This is a genomic window from Bacillus sp. NPDC057893, assembly GCF_042796455.1.
In the GTDB taxonomy this organism is placed as follows: Bacteria; Bacillota; Bacilli; order Bacillales; family Bacillaceae_G; genus Bacillus_A.
The window spans coordinates 87,920-105,767 of sequence record NZ_JBHVNG010000006.1 but is presented as its reverse complement, the minus strand read 5'-3'; the positions used below and the strand labels follow the sequence as shown (position 1 = coordinate 105,767).

Below are 17,848 nucleotides of genomic sequence, written 5' to 3'. Positions count from 1 at the left end.
ATAACTCTCTCCTTTTGCATCTCTATTTTTTATGCAAACGTTTTCGTAACACTATCATAACAAAATATGGAGAGTTTGCAACTGTTTTCATTGAACTCCATGTAGATTCCTTATTCTTATGCTTTATTTATTTCTCGCAAAGGTAAAATGAAACTTTAATCAGTGGGGGGTGTCCATTTCCCACTGATTATTAGCCCACACCAATCGTACTTTTACGAGCATCCTGATTTTCATCTAACTTCTTTGCTTCAGCCAGATTTTGAGGTGGGGGTCTTACTGCTCACAACTAGCAGGATAAATCTAACACTTCTCTGCTTCTTGTCCATACGCGTTAAACACACTCTTCATATACTAATACAAACTCATATTATTTCAGAAAGGAGATACAAATTGAAACAAACAAAATTAACTGGTCGTATCGTCGTTCCTTCGGATCCCGGGTATGACATAGCCCGAATGAATTTAAATTTAAGTATTCCAAAACTCCCTTGTATTATTGTTTTTTGTCAAAATAAAAATGATGTGTGTAACGCCTTAAAGTGGGCACGTGAGCATCATGTACCATTTCGCTTAAGAAGCGGACGTCATAACTATGAAAATTTCTCTCTTTTAAATCGAGGACTTATTATTGATGTGAGTGAAATGAAGCAAATTACGGTTAATACAGGGAAATTAACAGCAACAATTGAAGCGGGTGCAAATCTTGGCACTGTTTATAAAGAACTTTGGAAACACGGTGTTACAATACCAGCTGGCACAAGTGCAAGTGTTGGTATCGTTGGATTAACACTTGGCGGTGGCATCGGCATGCTTTCACGCTTATTTGGACTAACATGTGATCAATTAGTAGAAGTCGAAATGGTACAAGCGTGCGGAAAATTTGGTGCAAAACTCATTCGTGCAAATGGACAAGAAAACCCTAACCTTTTTTGGGCATGCCGCGGCGGTGGGGGTGGGAATTTCGGGATTGTTACTTCCTTAACTTTTCGTGTCCATCCTATAAAAAACGTCTCAATTTTCTCGATTACATGGGAATGGGAAGACTTTATTGCTGCATTTCAAGCTTGGCAAAACTGGGCACCTTATATAGATGAACGTCTCACTTCATCAATTGAATTATTCTCCAAACAACGAAATAAAATTGAGGTGAAGGGTGAATTTGTTGGCTCTCCCTCTGAACTCTATCCTCTATTATCTCCTCTTCTTGAAACTGGTAACCCCTCTCTCTTTATAGATGAAGTTCCTTATATAAAGGCTGTTCAATTCTTTAATAGCGGTAATATCCCTGAAAAATTTAAGCGCTCTGGTTCCTATGTATATAAAACGATTCCCCTTAAAGGCATTCAAATCATGCAACATTTTCTTTCTCATGCACCAAATAAAGATGCGAGTATTTGGCACCAATCACTCGTAGGTGCTGTAGAAAACATTTCCCCTAATGAAACAGCTTATTTCCACCGCAAGGCAATTATTGCTCAAGAATATATTACCTCTTGGAAATGCGATGATGAAGAAAACCGAAATATACGCTGGGTTAAAGATTTACGGGAAAGCTTAGATCCTTACACACTAGGAGACTATGTCAATTGGCCCGATATCGACATAAAAAATTGGCAAACTAGTTATTATGGCTCTAATTTTCAAAGGTTGCGTAAAGTGAAGACAGCATATGACCCTTGTAATATTTTTCGTTTTCAACAAAGCATTCCTCCTTTTCATACGTAAAAAAAGGGATAAAATAAAAAATCATCCAATATGCCGTTGCCTCGCAGCATGTTGGATGATTCAAGTTGATTTTCTATATCGTTTCAAATTATTGCTCCTACTCATAAACTTTCAATTACGGATTAATTGTATTTCTCATCATTTTTATGTAATGAATGTAATTTAATATTTGGTACTTTATCTTTTTCAATACCGCTATTATAAGCAACAGGAATTTGAAATTCGAATTGCTTTGTCTCATGTTTTTGTAAATAGACTGGTTTCGGTACTGGATAACTTTTTGAATTCTCGTTTGCATTATCATATAAAACAACTTTTAATGCTTGTGAATGATTACGATAATTTTTTAGAGTAACAATACACCTTTGTTCGATATCCTCTCCATTTTTCTCCATTCTACACTGGCTATCTTCTTTTTTATATTCTATCGCCTCTACCCCTGTTTTTCCTGCGTAGTACCATGTTTTATTCAATGTCTGGAGGATGTTATTTAAAATAAACGGCATCATTAAAATCAAAATACTGATGCCTACTACTTTTATCTTATTCATTGTTCTAAATGTACTAGATTTCTTTTTCACTAGCCATTTTACAAATAATATAAATGCGATTACATGTAGTACGAAAGAAACAATTAATATATTTGAGACTTTATAATCCATATAAATATATGTATATACCGGAACCTTATAGAAATTGAATAGTTTTTCCCCAATTAATTCATTATCGTTTGGAATTTTTAATAATAACAAAACCCCTATACTGTAACAAATAGCTACTAATCGATCATACTCAATTCGAACCATTCCTTCTCCCCTTCCCTTTGCTTTTTTATTATCGATTTTAGCTATTATTACCATACTATACAATCATTTTATAGAGGATAACGTAAAAAAGTTCCTTATAAATATATAAAGAACCTTATTAATATACAATATGAATTAGAAAATCAATATGCAATTTTCACATAGAGATCTCCTCAAAATATGTTGGATTATGTATTGTAATTTTTTTATCCAGAATTGTAACAATACTATCGTTTTTTAATTGTTTTAATACGCCGCTAACCGTCTCTCGGGACGTCCCAGATATTTTCGATATTTCAATTGTTGTAAGTGGGCATGAAATTACAATCGTTTCGCCACTCTGTTCTCCTAAATCCTGCATTAAATAATTTAATGTTTGAATGACCCGATCTTGTGCATTAGGAATTGTAATGTTTTGTACTCGATTTTCGTTTAGTTTTAATATCGATGATAATTGCTGAACAACGTACATTAATTGCGCCCTACTAGATTTCACCATATCTTCGAAAATTACTGTCGGAATATAATATACCTCTACATCTGTCATCGCTTCTGCCGTATAGTTATATCCTCTGTCTGTAAACATACCACCATAAGGAAAAATAGAATACCGCTTTACATAGTCATCATATAATAAATTCCCACTTTGATTTACCCGCTCTAACTTTACAAAACCATCTAACATGAAGTAAATTCTTTCTCTTGAATCCCCTTCTAAAAATAAAAATTGACCCTTTTTATAAGTTCGCCAATAGACAAACTCCGTCAAACCTTTCAATTTCTTTTCTGTTAAATGAGCAAATAATTCAAATTGCTTTAAATCTTTAACTACGTTCCGTCTATTCATAAGATTCCCTCTCTCTTGCTGTATGTTGGAGCGAAAAATCAAGAAAGCGTATTCAAATTAAATTTTATCATAATTAACTTATATATTCAGATTTCATCATGAAAACTTTATGAACAATGAGTACAAAAAATATTAATAAATAAAAAGAATGAAGTTACTACCTCCATTCTTTTTTACTAATAAATAGCGTACATAATTATTTAAACATACATGCATACATTCTGTTTAGAAATAATAGTACCAGCTTTTTCTTCTAGTGCTTCATATACTTTTTCTAAAGACGTAATAATTGTTTTTCTTTTTGGATTTGTATTAACAAAATTAATAGCAGCTTCAATTTTTGGAAGCATACTTCCCGCAGCAAATTGTTTTTCTTCCATGTATTTTTCTAATTGATTCACTGTGACATGCTCTAATTTCTTTTGATTCAGTTGATTATAATTTACATACACATGATCAACTGCAGTTAAAATTACGAGCGTGTCGGCATCTACTAATTCAGCTAATTTCTGCGCAGCGAAATCTTTATCGATAACCGCTTCAGTTCCTTTTAAACCTTCTTCGGAATCAATTACTGGAATTCCACCACCACCAACAGCTATCACTATATTTCCATCCTCAACTAAAGAATTAATTACTTTATGCTCATGAATACTTACAGGCTTCGGTGATGGAACAACACGTCTCCACCCTCTGCCAGCATCTTCTTTAAACACTGCTTTTGTTTCTTCCATTAATCTTCTGGCCTCTTCCTCTGTATAAAAAGGACCAATTGGTTTAGTTGGATTTTTAAATGCCTCATCTTTTTCATCCACGACAACGCGTGTTATAACCGTTGCTACGTCTTTTTTTATATTCCGTTTTTTCAGTGCCTTTTCAATCGCATTTTCCATCCAATATCCAATCATCCCTTGGCTCATTGCACCACAAGTATCTAATGGCATTGCAGGTGTCTTTTCCGTTTCTGCAGCTTTTTGCTGTAATAAAATATTCCCCACTTGTGGGCCATTTCCATGCGCAATTACTATATCTACATCATTTTCCATTATTTTCACAAGTTGTTCCGCTGTTTTTTCCAGCGCTTCTTGCTGTGCCCCTGCAGTAGCTTTTCCAGACTGTATCGCATTTCCCCCTAGTGCAACTACAATTTTTCTTCGTCCCATATTTCAGCCCTCCAGTTGATTTCGCTTTCACGACGCTTTATAAAGTAATACTGCCTGTAATTAATCCATAAATCGCAAAGAATGCTAAAGCACCTATTGCTACCGATGATGCTAATTCCACTCGAGTAAATATTTGCTTCGAACTCTTTTGCTTTTGAACATTGTAAAAAATAAAAATACCTGGCGCATATAAAGTCATTGTTAATAATAAATACTCTAAACCAGCTGCATAAACTAACCACACACCATAAATACTTGCTATCAAACCAATTATTATATTTTTATTTCGATCCGCTTCTTCAGACTTTAAGCTATGCTTCAGTTGATAAAATGCTGAAAAAGCATATGGGATTAAAATAGCCGATGATGCTAATGAGAATGCAAAGTTATACGCCTGATCGGAAACAACGAATGTTAATAAGAACATTTGAATTAAGCCATTTGTTATCCATAATGAATTTATTGGGGCCTTATTTTTATTTTCTTTTGCAAACCATTTTGGAAATACTCCGTCTTTAGCCGCCAAATACGGAATTTCAGATGCGAGTAAAGTCCAACCTAACCAAGCACCTAATACAGAGATAACTAAACCTAAATTAATAAAGATAGCACCCCATTTTCCAACAACACTTTCAAATAAATAAGCCATAGACGGATTTTTTAAATTAGCAATATCTGCTTGCTGCATAAGTCCAAGAGACAGTAATGTAATTAAAATGTAAATGATGAGTGTACCAACTAAGCCAATAACCGTTGCTTTCCCTACATCACTTCTATTTTTTGCTCGACTAGATAAAACAACAGCCCCTTCTACCCCAATGAACACCCATAAAGTTACAAGCATTGTACTTTTAACTTGGCTGCCAACCGCTCCCCATGAAAAAGAACCAGTTTGTCCCCAAAATCCATCTAGGAACGTATCAATATGAAACGCGAAGATTCCTATAACAATAAATACAAATACAGGTACTAATTTTGCGATTGTAGTTACTAAATTCACAAGTGCTGCTGATTGAACTCCACGTAAAATTAACATGTGAACACACCATAATAATACGCTTGCACCAATAATGGATGCTACATTTTGACCACCTTCAAAGATTGGGAAGAAATACCCTAATGAAGAAAACAATAATGTGCCGTAAGCTACATTACCAAGCCAGGCAGATAGCCAATATCCCCACGCACTATTAAATCCCATAAAATTACCAAATCCTGCTTTTGCATAGCTAAAAATACCACCATCTAAATCTGGCCGTTTTACAGTTAGATTTTGAAAAGATAATCCAAGCGCAATCATCCCAATTCCTGTTATAACCCAACCAATAATAATGGCTCCAGCACCAGCACCTTTTGCCATATCACTTGCTAAATTAAATGCTCCACCGCCAATCATAGACCCCACTACAAGCGCCGTTAATGTAAACAACCCTAATTTCTTATCTTCACCCATTCCACTCACCTCTCTTTAATTGCAATAACAATACGAAAGCAATAGTGAATGATAGTGTCTAAAGGAGGAGAAAGAAGAAAGGAAGACTCCCTTTCTTCTTTACTCCATGTTTCCTAAAGTAGCTGCCATAACCGCTTTAATTGTATGCATTCTATTTTCAGCCTGATCAAATACTTTTGAATGTTTACTGCGGAATACTTCGTCAGTTACCTCCATTTCCCTCAACCCATATTTCTCATAAACTTCCTCACCATACATCGTTTCAACATCATGAAATGCAGGTAAACAATGTAAGAAAATCACGTTTTCATTCCCTGTTTCTTTAATCATTTTCATATTTACTTGATAAGGTTTCAATAACTCGACACGTTCAGCAAATTTTTCTTCTTCCCCCATAGACACCCATACATCTGTATAAATTACATCTGCATTCGCAACAGCTTCTTCCACATTACTTGTTATCATTACCTGTTCATTATATTTTTTTGCTAAATTAATTACTTCTTGCTCTGGCCATAAAGATTCCGGTGTACAAATACGTACATCCATTCCAACGATCGCTCCACCAACTAGTAAGCTATTAGCAACATTATTTCGTCCATCTCCAACGTAAACGAGCTTCACATTTTTTAATTTCCCTACATGTTCTCTAATTGTTAATAAATCTGCAAGTGTTTGTGTTGGATGCCACATATCTGTTAATCCATTCCAAACCGGCACACGAGAATTTTGTGCTAAAGATTCTACAGTTTCATGATTAAATCCACGAAACTCAATTCCATCAAACATACGCCCTAACACTTTTGCTGTATCCTCTACGGATTCTTTTTTCCCAAGCTGAATATCACCTTTCCCTAAATATTCAGGGTTCGCCCCCAAATCTGTACATGCTACTGTAAATGCACATCGCGTACGAGTAGAGGTTTTTTCAAATAAGAGCGCTACATTTTTACCTTCTAAATAATGATGTGGGACACCGTTTTTCTTTTTCTCTTTTAATTCTGCTGCTAAATCTAGAAAATATAATAATTCTTCTTGTGTAAAATCTTTTTCAGCTAGAAAACTTCTTCCTTTTAAATTCGGTCTAGTCATTAACATACTTCATCCCTACTTTCTCCGTTATTTATACTAAATATCTTTACGAACAATTGGCATACTCATGCAACGTGGACCCCCACGACCACGAGATAATTCCGAACTTAGCACCTCAATGACTTCTATACCGTGCTCCCGTAATAAAGTATTGGATACATAGTTGCGATCATATGTAACAACTACACCTGGCGCAATTGCTAATGTATTAGAACCGTCATTCCATTGTTCACGAGCGGAAGCAATTGCATCTCCTCCTCCACAAGGAATAAGAACTAATTCACTTAAACCTAATACCTCTTTTAATGCTTCCATTAAAGAAGTACGATGTGTAATTTTAAGAGTGTCCACATCTGGGCCTTTTTCTAAAATATAAATATTCATATTTCCTTTTGGCCCTTGAATGGCTGGGTGAATTGTAAACTTGTCATAATCAACCATTGTAAACACTGTATCTAAATGCATAAATGCTCGGCATTTTGGAATTTCTATTGCTAACACTTTCTTAATTTTATTTTGTCGACTAAAAAGATTTTTAGCTAAACGTTCAATTGCTTTAGCTGACGTACGGGCAGATACTCCAATTGCAATTGTTTCTTCATTTAAAATTAGCTCATCGCCACCTTCAATTGGAAACTTATAATCACGATCTAGCCAAATTGGCACATTGTGATTTGCAAATCTTGGATGATATTTAATGATGTACTCCATGAATAATGATTCCCGTCTACGCGCCGGTTCTCTCATCTTATTTATCGTTAAGCCATCGCCCACGCTAGCTGCTGGATCACGAGTAAAATATAAATTAGGCATTGGGTCTAAGTAAAACGGATAATGATCTTCCATTAATTCGTATAAATGTGTCTTCTTACTTGTTTCAATTTCGTTTTTCCGTACACCACCCATAATTTTTTGAATTAATTCTTCATTTGAAAAGGAAAGTAAATATTCTTTTAAAGTTTGATGTGCAACATTTACGTCAGCCTGTCCTTCTTCTAAAATACGATCAACAAATTCTTCTCGAAGTTTTTTATCTACTAATGCCTCAGCAGCTAGTTTTTCTAAATAAAGAACTTCAATACCCCGATTGCGTAATGTTTGTGCAAAATAATCATGCTCTTTTTGAATAATTGGTAAATATGGAATATCGTCAAATAATAATTGTTGCAAATAATCTGGCGTTAAGTTTTCCACTTCTTTACCAGGTCGTTTTAATAACACCGTTTGTAATTCCCCAATTTCTGAAGTAACATGTATCGGATGCTTCATTTGTTGTACCTCCTTTTAAATATGTTTGATGTCTTACAAGTACATAATAAATGCTACGCGCTTTCATCTTTGTGAAAGCATCCACATTATCATTGTGAAATATTAAACAAGTTATTTTTTTAAAATCATATGGATTTGTATTTTTATAACACTCCATCCCGCTTTTTCAATAAAAAAATACATATATTACGCATATATGTTGAATATTTAACTTCCGTATTTAAACAAAAATCCTGTTTTTAATTTTTATTAAAAACAGGATTTTGCATCTACATAATTAAATTTAACCTTTCTTCTAAAATCTCCCTATCTGATTTCGACTGAGAAATGATAAGGCATGTATCATTTCCACATATACATCCTATTTTTTCTTTCCAATCTAACTCATCAAACAAAACACCAATAACATGTGCATTACCGGGTAATGTTTTAATAACCATTAATTGATCTACACAATCAATTTTTACAACAACCTCTCGTAATTTTTTCTTTAACTTTATATCAGTTTGTAAATGCTCTTCTGAGAAAACTTTATATATCATTAATCCTTCTTGAGAAGGTACCTTCGTTAAGTTTAACTCACGAATATCTCGAGAAACTGTAGCTTGTGTTACTAATACATCTTTTTTTGCTAACAATTCTACTAACCTTTCTTGCTTCTCTATTTCATACTCCTTTACAAATTGTTTAATTAATCGTTGTCTTTTTTCTTTTTTCATAAAAGACACCCCTTTTAACATTATAGCTCGCTATAATTTTCATCCGAAAGGGACAGAAAAGAATGTTGCGGAAACGTTCATAGTTTATACTTTTTAACTGTAGATATTAAATCTAGCTAAAAAAAAGAAGAACAGCATTCTGTTCTTCTCTTTTACATTGAAAATCGTTCAATCGTTTGTTTCAATTCAGCTGCTTGCTTCTCTAAATCCTTTAATAATCGATCGATTATTACCATATTTTTAGACTGTTGCAGAGTCACACGCGCCACTTCTTGTGAACCAGCTGACGTTTCCTCAGCGATGGCTGCTACAGCTTTTGTTTGTGCTCCTGTTTGATGAATGTGACTCACTTGTTCATTCATATAACTACTAATTTGCTTAGTTGCATCTGCTACTTCCATAATACTTGATGACATTTCTTTTAAAATTAATTCTGTAGCTCCCCCGCGTTTCGCCTCTTCTTTAGCTTTTTTCACTTGCTCGGTCATTTTCATCGCGACTTGTTGTACTTCATCTTGCATATTCCGTAATAATTGCGATATGTTTCTGGCAGAACGATCACTTTCATCAGCAAGTTTACGTACTTCTTCTGCTACAACCGCAAATCCTCTTCCATGCTCTCCTGCACGAGCTGCCTCAATAGAGGCGTTGAGTGCTAATAAATTCGTTTGGCTAGCAATCTCACTTACAACAGAAACAATATGTTCAACTTGTTTCATTCGTTCTTCTAACTGCTGTACATTTCGCATTGAATCTTCATTTTCTTTCGCCAATGTTTGAATACCTTGAATTAAGGAATTAAAGACACGTGTGCTTTGTCCTAAAGCTTGAACCATTTCTGAAGACAACTCGTCAGACTGTTTTGCTTTTTCTTCTACTTCACTCGCAATAGAAGTTGTTGTATCAACAGTAGAAACAATCGCCTGAATCGATGCTGCTGATTGCTCCGCGCCAAAAGAAATCTCTGCAAGGGTCTCAGATACACCTTGTGCTTGCTTCGTCGCTTCTCCTGTTTGTTTTCTAATTTGCTGAACTTGCTTATTTGTATACGAAAATGTAGTATCAATATTTTTTACCATTACTCTTAAATTTCCTAGCATCATATTAAATGCAACGCTTAAAGATTTAATTTCATCATCTGCCTTTGGCAATGGGACGTCCTCCCGAATGTCACCCTCAGCCGCTTTCCTTGCAGCTTCTTCCAACTTCCGAAGTGGTTTAATTAAAAAGATTGCTGCTCCATATGCTAAAATCCCAGACCATACTACACCTAATAACATAACGATAATATTATATACAGTTCGACTTACATAAATTTGAAAATAATCATATATAACGTAAATAAAAAATAAGCTTGTTGAATATGTAATGAAAGCTAAAAATGTAGTAAATAGCATAAGCTGTATACGTAAGCCAAAGGAAAATGTCTTCCTTTCTTTTTCCATCTCTTCTTTCCCCCTTATTTTAAGCAATATAAGTACTACCTATATATTATTATCCATATTTTCGTTATAGAAAGATATAGGGATTTTTAAAATCATTATTTCCTTGAATATCAAATCCCCTGAAAAAAATAAAGGATTCTGACAATTTATGACTAATAACAGAAATACGGGGCAACATTTGTAAATATATTTTTGACTGGGGGTTTTGTATGATTCAAGTTCGAAATCTAGTAAAATCATTCGGATCACTTGATGTTTTAAAAGGAATTGATTTAGAAGTAAAAGAAAAAGAAGTTGTTGTTTTAATCGGTGCCAGTGGTTCCGGCAAAAGTACATTACTTCGCTGTCTTAACTTTTTAGAAATGTATGATGAAGGTGAAATTCACTTACAAGGTGAGCGAATTGATCCAAAGCATTCAAATTTAAACAAAGTCCGTGAAAATGTCGGTATGGTTTTTCAGCACTTTAACCTCTTTCCCCATATGACCTCACTAGAAAACATCATAGAAGCACCTATTCATGTAAAAAAATTAAATGTAAAAGAAGCTAAAGATGCTGGAAATCATCTACTTGAAAAAGTTGGTTTACAAGATAAAGCGGATGTAACGCCTCACCTACTTTCTGGTGGCCAAAAGCAGCGCGTCGCAATCGCACGAGCTCTTGCCATGAATCCTAAAATTATGCTATTTGATGAACCTACCTCAGCTTTAGACCCTGAACTTGTTGGAGAAGTGTTGCAAGTTATGAAAGAACTTGCTGAAGAAGGAATGACAATGGTTATTGTTACTCATGAAATGAATTTCGCAAGGGATGTAGCTGACCGCGTCATCTTTATGGATGACGGGAAAATTGTAGAGGATGCTTCACCAGCGCAATTTTTTTCCGCTCCATCGCATGAACGAGCAAAGCAATTTTTACGCAACGTTTTATAATGTAACTTCTGTTTCAAGCATAAAGAAATTCATTCATACGGGACACAACTAATTGTCCAAATAAAATATCTCCATAGCATATTGAAAACAATCCGTATGATCAATATATAGGAGGGGTTTTATGAAAAGAAAACTATTAACCATTGTTGCGAGTATTACATTATGCACATCCTTCATACTAGGAGCCTGTAGTAAGGAAAGCTCTACCACTTCATCTAATGGTGAAAAAGAATTTCGTTATGCGATGAGTGGTTTATACAAACCTTTTAACTATAAAGAAAATGACGGGAAACTTGTCGGTTTTGATGTAGAAATAGGTGAAGCTCTCGGGAAAAAGATGGGAATGAAACCTGTTCCTGTTACAAATCCTTGGGAAACATTGATTCAAGGTCTACAATCAAAAAAATATGATGTGATATTAGGGAGTATGGCTATTACAGAAGAGCGATTAAAAGCCGTGAATTTCTCAAATCCATATTATCGCTCTGGTGCACAAATTTTTGTAACTAAAAAGAATACATCTATCTCTTCTCCAGAGGACTTGAAAGGTAAAAAAATAGGTGTTGTAAAAGCAAGTACTTTCAAAACCCTTGTTGCAAAACATACAGATCAAATTACAGAATATGATAGTGATATTACTGCACTTATGGACTTAGAACCAGGACGTGTAGACGCAGTTATTACTGATCAAATGGTTGGTCTTCGTATGATTAAAGAAGGTAAATCAAATATAAAAGAAGCTGGAAAACCGTTAAACCTTGATGAAATGGGAATTGCTATTCATAAAGACAATAAAGACATGGTCGAAAAGGTAAATAAAGCGCTAGATGAAATCATTAAAGACGGCACGTATGAAAAGATTAGTAAGAAATGGTTTGGGCGTAATATTCTTGGAGACGAGGCAAAAACAAAGTAAGTTAGCCATTTAGAGATTTCATAAATTATGTCCCACCTTGTATGTGGGGCATTTCATTCCCTACTAAAATCCATACAATATGAGGTGACACATATGTTTGAAATTTTTATCTCTACCTATCCCACACTCTTAAAGGCTACTATTGTCACATTACAATTAACATTAACATCCCTATTACTCGGTTCACTAATTGGATTACTAGTCGCTTTCTTTCGAATCTCTAACAATAAGGTTTTAAATAGTATTGCTCATGTATACATCGCCATTATTCGTGGTACACCTTTAATTGTTCAAATTGCCATTCTCTATTTTGGGATTACATCCGTTGTTGTTTTTACCCCTTTTTGGGCAGGAGCAATTGCTTTAGCAATTCATAACGGTGCATATATTACTGAAATTTTCCGCGGATCAATTCAATCCGTTGACCGAGGACAATTAGAAGCTGCTCGCTCTTTAGGTATGCCTTACCCTTTAGCGATGCGCCGGATTATATTACCACAAGCATTTCGCCTATCCCTTCCTCCTCTAGGGAATCAGTTTATCATAGGATTAAAAGATTCTTCACTCGTTGCTTATGTAGGATTGTCCGAATTATGGGGATCAGGTTTATCCATCGCTGCAGGTAACTTCCAACAATTAGATACATATATAATCGTTGGTTTATACTATCTCGTACTTGTTCTTCTATTTACTTATTTTGTTAATCTTTTAGAGAAACGACTACAACGGAAAGAAAATAACTCTGTCCAAGTCAAGACAAAGAACAAGAAAGAAGTTTCTTTATAACAAAAAGCAAGCTCTAAGAGAGCTTGCTTTTTCATCGTAAAATATATCTATTATTGATTTACTTTTTTTATAGTCTCTTTTTCCTCTATATGATCCTCACGATATGAAATATTATGAGGATCCAATCCATTTCCTAAAGAACCATAGAAATGCTCCCTATGCGGATCAACTAATTCACTTCCGTGATAATACACACGTGGTGTATTCCAAAGTGCTGCCAATGCTTTTGTCATCGGCATTTCGTGATAGCGTTCCGGCCACATTTCTTTAATTTTATCTTTTACTAATGGATAGTATTTAGAACTCATAGCAGGAAACAAATGATGTTCTGTATGGTATGAGAAATTGAAATGTAAAACGTCTACCCAGCGCGGCACTGTTACTGATAAACAGTTTGCTAACGGATCATTTACTGGAACAATAGGATTTAAGCGGTGATTTGTTGCGATATACGCCATTACAATAAAGTTAGCAATTAACAACGGAATCACGTATGCAAAGAACCACTTTGTAGGTCCCATAATAAACAATAAACTAATCCAAACTGTCCAGGGCAAAAGAAGTTGCAGCCATACAGATTTTTGATTGGATGACTTAAATTCTTTTATAAAATGAAAGAACATTCGAGTCGAATGTAACGTAAATTGAATTGTTAGTGACAGAAAACTAAAGAATGAACGTACATGAAGAGGCATGCGATATACCCAACTCAAAAACTTACTCTTTTTAAGTTTTTCAAATGTCGGCCATGCATCTGGATCATTGTCTTCATGCTGTGTGTGAACATGATGCGTTGCATTATGCCACTTTCTCCAAAGTTTTGGGCCAGTTGATAATGGCATAAATGCTATCGCACCTAAAAAATCACGAAGCCATGCCTTTCTTACAACTGTTCCATGTAAAATTTCATGTCCTAAAAATCCAAGTGAAGCAAAACATAATCCAAGAACAATTGCAATTCCTAGATTTGCCCACACATTCAATTCAAATACACCGATCGTTATTAAACCAGCCAATGCCACAAGTAAATAAGCCAGTCCACCAAATAAACGATTAGGAACTGGTTTAAATGCTTTTTTCGGCAAATGTGGTGATACACGCGCTGCATACCACCCAAACGTATGAAGCTCCTTCATCCTTTTGCCCCTTTCTTATGCCGCGCCCCGCGCAACTTGCATATATCAATTCTTGCTTCCAGATTGATTTTACTACGTGATCCAAAAAGCATTTATCATAAGGAAAATATACTCACTCTATCGTCACTTAATTTTCGCTTTTATTATCAATGAAAAACATTTCTCTTTTTACTCTCTATCAACCTTTCCACATGATGAATCATAACAATAGACTTTCTGTATTGTCAACAACTTTTATGACCTAGTAATAAAAGTTGGTTATATTTTTATAATTATACTTTATTTCACTAAAGAAAAAGCATAGATTTCATAAGGCTTTATCAGCTATATATACATATCCACTTAAACAACATAGACTCTATCTTATTCAAGAACTCTCTATGTAATCAACAAATGGAATCACTTGAATTTAGCTTTATATAAATCCTACTTCTTCATACTGCCCCAATAAAATAATTATATTAAAATAATTTTATCTTTCGTTTAATAAAAATAGAACGCTACGAAAACAACATACATGAATTCCATATAATATGGAAATATTAAAAGGAAAATTGTTCTAATTTAGGAGGTTTTCAAAATGACAGATGACACATTTCCGCAGTTACCATCATCCTATTGGATTGAATCTACTCAATTTTCTACTTTTCCTCATTTATCCGAAAATATAAAGACAGAAGTTGCCGTTATCGGTGCTGGTATTACAGGTATTACCACCGCCTATTTACTCGCTAAAGAAGGAATGAAAGTCGTTTTAATTGATTCTGGTTCTGTTTTAAATGGAACAACTGGGCATACAACCGCAAAAGTAACAGCTCAACATGATCTTATTTATGATGAATTAATAAACAATTTTGGTGTTGAAAAAGCTCAACTTTACTACGAATCAAATAGTAAAGCTCTACAATTCATAAATGAGACTGTACAAACATATAAAATCGACTGTAATTTCACAAATGAAAATTCTTATTTATATACAACTACCAATAATGGCCTGCGAAATTTAACGAAAGAATATGAAGCCTATCAAAAATTAAATATACCTTGTGACTATGTTCAATCTCTGTCGATTCCTATTCCCGTACAATCTGCACTTGTGATGAAAAATCAAGCGCAATTCCATCCCCTCCTTTATTTAAAAACACTTTTAGAAAAGTTTGTGGAAATGGGCGGAATGGTTTATGAGCAAACAACAGCTATTGATGTGGAAAAAGGAGATTATCCACAAGTAATTACAAAGGGTGACCATCGCATCACTTGTAAATATATTGTCTCTTGTTCACATTTTCCTTTTTATGATGCTAATAGCTTTTTCTTTACGCGAATGTACGCAGAACGCTCCTATGCTCTTGCAATAAAAGCAAAAACAGATTATCCAGAGGGCATGTATTTAAGTATCGATGATCCAAAACGCTCCATACGTTATACGACAAGCAATGGAGAAAAACTAATATTGATTGGCGGAGAGAGCCATAAAACAGGCCAAGGAATTAATACGATGCTTCATTATGATGCACTATATTCCTTTGCTGAATCTACTTTTGGAGTAGATGAAATTCCTTATAGATGGTCAGCGCAAGATTTAATCACGCTAGATAAACTCCCTTATATCGGACATATTAATGAAAGGAATCCAAATATATTTGTGGCAACAGGATATCGTAAATGGGGTATGACAACTGGAACTGCAGCAGCTCATTTACTGAAGGACTCCATTCTAAAAATCCAAAGTCCATATAAAGAACTGTTTGCACCATCACGTTTTCATGCAAATCCGGATATAAAAACATTTCTCTCACAGAACATTGACGTTGCGAAACATTTAATTGAGGGGAAAATTGAAGTTGCTTTACGTAAACCAGAAGATCTTGAAACTGGCGAAGGATCTGTTGTACGTGTAAATGGGAAACGTGCAGGTGCTTATAAAGATAAAGAAGGAAAATTACATATCGTCGACACAACTTGTACGCACCTCGGCTGTGAAGTTGAATGGAATAACGGTGATTGTACGTGGGATTGCCCTTGCCACGGATCTCGTTTTTCAATCGATGGAGACGTTATTGAAGGTCCTGCAGATCAGCCATTGAAACGAGTTGATAACGAGTAAAAAATAAAGAAGTTCAACGGAAATCCCGTTGAACTTCTTTATTTTCATGAAGCTTTTTTAGATAAATTTCGACAAAAGAAGGAAAAAATTAACATTTAACAAAATAATATATTAATTTACAAAAAAGAGGTGAATACTATGCAACCTTCTGCTCCACCTCATCTAGAATCTACAGAAACTATCTTTTCAAGTTCTATTACAAAACTTGTTGTTTTTATTTGTTGGCTAGCCATTCTAGCTGACGGATATGATTTAGGTATTTACGGCGCCGTTCTGCCAAAGCTCCTAGAAGACAAAAGCTGGGCACTATCACCAGCTCACGCTGGAACAATTGCCAGCTATGCTTTATTTGGGATGTTTATTGGTGCTATTCTAGTTGGAACCATTACAGATCTAATTGGACGAAAATGGACACTCATATGCTGTCTAGCCCTTTTTTCTATTACAATGGGCTTAGCTGCAATGGCTCCTTCCCCGGAATTATTCGGACTATCTCGATTTATCGGAGGAATTGGATTAGGTGGTGTTATCCCAACAGCTTCGGCACTCACTGTTGAGTATTCACCCCAAAAGCGACAATCTTTTATTTATGCACTTATGTTTACCGGCTATCCTTTAGGTATCGTACTAGGCGCCATTTTGTCCATGTTTATGTTAGAAGGTTTCGGATGGAGAATTATGTTTGGCATCGGAATGATTCCGCTACTTCTCATTCCTTTCATTATTCGTTATTTACCTGAGTCTATTCAATTTTTGCTATCACGTAATCGTCAAGAAGAAGCGAAACAAATTTGTGATCGTTTTCAAATCGAATTACATGTAAGAAAAGAAATTTCTCAAACATCATCTAATATACAAAAGAAACACGGATTCCTTACATTACTCTCAAAAGAATACATGAAAGCAACTCTACTTTTCTGGACTACTTATATAATGGGAATGTTTTTGATATACGGTTTAAACACTTGGCTACCACAGATGATGCGCCAAGCAGGATATCCACTTGGATCTAGTTTATCATTTCTACTTATACTAAACATTACTGCAGCTATCGGTGCATTATTTGCTGGAGCAATTGCCGATCGTATAGGAGCAAAAATTGTTATTAGCATCTCCTACCTTATGGCAGCCATATGTATTGGACTATTAACAATCAAACCATCTGTTACAATCATTTATCTTTTAATTGGTCTTGCTGGAATTGGATCAGTCGGTATTACTCAAATATTAAATGCTTATGTAACACAATACTTCCCATCACATATCCGAGCTACCTCTTTAGGATGGGGACTTGGGCTTGGCCGAGTTGGTGCAATTGCTGGCCCTATTCTTGTCGGTATTATTATGACAATGCAATATGACTTAGCTTGGAATTTTTACTTATTCTCCTTTGCAGGTCTTATCGCGGCTATATCTGTTTTCTTTATTCCTACAAAATAAAGTGAAACTTTA

Annotated in this window: 15 protein-coding genes; 6 read left to right on the top strand and 9 right to left on the bottom strand. The window is 34.9% G+C overall.

What is annotated here, in order from left to right; all coding sequences use genetic code 11:
* Positions 1-390: 390 nt before the first annotated feature.
* Positions 391-1,725, top strand: coding sequence for an FAD-binding oxidoreductase (locus tag ACFVQC_RS23020; RefSeq protein WP_377899363.1), 1,335 nt, complete (start codon positions 391-393; stop codon positions 1,723-1,725).
* A gap of 122 nt (positions 1,726-1,847) precedes the next feature.
* On the opposite strand, the gene ACFVQC_RS23015 is transcribed toward ACFVQC_RS23020, so the two are convergent.
* The 8 genes from ACFVQC_RS23015 to ACFVQC_RS22980 all read right to left on the bottom strand — a co-directional run bounded on the left by ACFVQC_RS23015 (position 1,848) and on the right by ACFVQC_RS22980 (position 10,519).
* On the bottom strand, positions 1,848-2,531 hold the full coding sequence (locus tag ACFVQC_RS23015; RefSeq protein ID WP_377899362.1) for an ABC transporter permease: 684 nt from the start codon (positions 2,529-2,531) through the stop codon (positions 1,848-1,850).
* 157 nt (positions 2,532-2,688) lie between these two features.
* Positions 2,689-3,378, bottom strand: coding sequence for a Crp/Fnr family transcriptional regulator (locus tag ACFVQC_RS23010; RefSeq protein ID WP_377891240.1), 690 nt, complete (start codon positions 3,376-3,378; stop codon positions 2,689-2,691).
* Between the two features lie 200 nt (positions 3,379-3,578).
* On the bottom strand, positions 3,579-4,541 hold the full coding sequence (gene arcC / locus ACFVQC_RS23005) for a carbamate kinase (protein ID WP_377895570.1): 963 nt from the start codon (positions 4,539-4,541) through the stop codon (positions 3,579-3,581).
* Between the two features lie 37 nt (positions 4,542-4,578).
* On the bottom strand, positions 4,579-5,994 hold the full coding sequence (gene arcD, locus ACFVQC_RS23000; protein WP_377895572.1) for an arginine-ornithine antiporter: 1,416 nt from the start codon (positions 5,992-5,994) through the stop codon (positions 4,579-4,581).
* Positions 5,995-6,093: 99 nt separating this feature from the next.
* Positions 6,094-7,092, bottom strand: coding sequence for an ornithine carbamoyltransferase (gene argF, locus ACFVQC_RS22995; protein WP_377895574.1), 999 nt, complete (start codon positions 7,090-7,092; stop codon positions 6,094-6,096).
* 30 nt (positions 7,093-7,122) lie between these two features.
* Positions 7,123-8,355, bottom strand: coding sequence for an arginine deiminase (gene arcA, locus ACFVQC_RS22990; protein ID WP_377895576.1), 1,233 nt, complete (start codon positions 8,353-8,355; stop codon positions 7,123-7,125).
* 269 nt (positions 8,356-8,624) lie between these two features.
* Positions 8,625-9,074: an arginine repressor gene (gene argR / locus ACFVQC_RS22985; protein ID WP_377895578.1), complete on the bottom strand. Its 450-nt coding sequence runs from the start codon at positions 9,072-9,074 to the stop codon at positions 8,625-8,627.
* Positions 9,075-9,226: 152 nt separating this feature from the next.
* Complete coding sequence (locus ACFVQC_RS22980; protein WP_377895579.1) at positions 9,227-10,519, bottom strand: methyl-accepting chemotaxis protein; 1,293 nt, start codon at positions 10,517-10,519, stop codon at positions 9,227-9,229.
* A gap of 209 nt (positions 10,520-10,728) precedes the next feature.
* On the opposite strand from ACFVQC_RS22980, the gene ACFVQC_RS22975 reads away from it, so the two are divergent.
* From ACFVQC_RS22975 to ACFVQC_RS22965, 3 genes are all read left to right on the top strand, one after another.
* Positions 10,729-11,451, top strand: coding sequence for an amino acid ABC transporter ATP-binding protein (locus ACFVQC_RS22975; RefSeq protein WP_377895580.1), 723 nt, complete (start codon positions 10,729-10,731; stop codon positions 11,449-11,451).
* A gap of 121 nt (positions 11,452-11,572) precedes the next feature.
* Complete coding sequence (locus tag ACFVQC_RS22970; protein WP_377895582.1) at positions 11,573-12,367, top strand: ABC transporter substrate-binding protein; 795 nt, start codon at positions 11,573-11,575, stop codon at positions 12,365-12,367.
* 93 nt (positions 12,368-12,460) lie between these two features.
* On the top strand, positions 12,461-13,153 hold the full coding sequence (locus tag ACFVQC_RS22965) for an amino acid ABC transporter permease (RefSeq protein ID WP_002151598.1): 693 nt from the start codon (positions 12,461-12,463) through the stop codon (positions 13,151-13,153).
* A 50-nt stretch (positions 13,154-13,203) separates the two neighbouring features.
* Here the strand turns inward: ACFVQC_RS22965 and desB are convergent, their stop codons facing one another.
* Entirely contained in the window at positions 13,204-14,289 is a 1,086-nt protein-coding gene (gene desB, locus ACFVQC_RS22960; RefSeq protein ID WP_377895584.1) for a Delta(10) desaturase DesB, read from the bottom strand.
* A 580-nt stretch (positions 14,290-14,869) separates the two neighbouring features.
* Between desB and ACFVQC_RS22955 the strand changes: the two genes are divergently transcribed.
* Both ACFVQC_RS22955 and ACFVQC_RS22950 read left to right on the top strand, forming a co-directional pair.
* A complete protein-coding gene (locus ACFVQC_RS22955) occupies positions 14,870-16,396 on the top strand; it encodes an FAD-dependent oxidoreductase (protein ID WP_377895586.1) in 1,527 nt (508 codons plus the stop codon).
* Positions 16,397-16,534: 138 nt separating this feature from the next.
* Entirely contained in the window at positions 16,535-17,836 is a 1,302-nt protein-coding gene (locus ACFVQC_RS22950) for an MFS transporter (RefSeq protein WP_377899360.1), read from the top strand.
* Positions 17,837-17,848 lie beyond the last annotated feature (12 nt).

Coding starts and splice junctions, on each gene's coding strand:
- desB (WP_377895584.1), bottom strand. CDS start 14,289: ATGAAGGAGCTTCATACGTTTGGGTGGTATGCAGCGCGTGTATCACCA.
- ACFVQC_RS22950 (WP_377899360.1), top strand. CDS start 16,535: ATGCAACCTTCTGCTCCACCTCATCTAGAATCTACAGAAACTATCTTT.
- ACFVQC_RS22975 (WP_377895580.1), top strand. CDS start 10,729: ATGATTCAAGTTCGAAATCTAGTAAAATCATTCGGATCACTTGATGTT.
- ACFVQC_RS22965 (WP_002151598.1), top strand. CDS start 12,461: ATGTTTGAAATTTTTATCTCTACCTATCCCACACTCTTAAAGGCTACT.
- arcA (WP_377895576.1), bottom strand. CDS start 8,355: ATGAAGCATCCGATACATGTTACTTCAGAAATTGGGGAATTACAAACG.
- argF (WP_377895574.1), bottom strand. CDS start 7,092: ATGTTAATGACTAGACCGAATTTAAAAGGAAGAAGTTTTCTAGCTGAA.
- ACFVQC_RS22980 (WP_377895579.1), bottom strand. CDS start 10,519: ATGGAAAAAGAAAGGAAGACATTTTCCTTTGGCTTACGTATACAGCTT.
- arcD (WP_377895572.1), bottom strand. CDS start 5,994: ATGGGTGAAGATAAGAAATTAGGGTTGTTTACATTAACGGCGCTTGTA.
- ACFVQC_RS22955 (WP_377895586.1), top strand. CDS start 14,870: ATGACAGATGACACATTTCCGCAGTTACCATCATCCTATTGGATTGAA.
- arcC (WP_377895570.1), bottom strand. CDS start 4,541: ATGGGACGAAGAAAAATTGTAGTTGCACTAGGGGGAAATGCGATACAG.
- argR (WP_377895578.1), bottom strand. CDS start 9,074: ATGAAAAAAGAAAAAAGACAACGATTAATTAAACAATTTGTAAAGGAG.
- ACFVQC_RS23015 (WP_377899362.1), bottom strand. CDS start 2,531: ATGGTTCGAATTGAGTATGATCGATTAGTAGCTATTTGTTACAGTATA.
- ACFVQC_RS22970 (WP_377895582.1), top strand. CDS start 11,573: ATGAAAAGAAAACTATTAACCATTGTTGCGAGTATTACATTATGCACA.
- ACFVQC_RS23010 (WP_377891240.1), bottom strand. CDS start 3,378: ATGAATAGACGGAACGTAGTTAAAGATTTAAAGCAATTTGAATTATTT.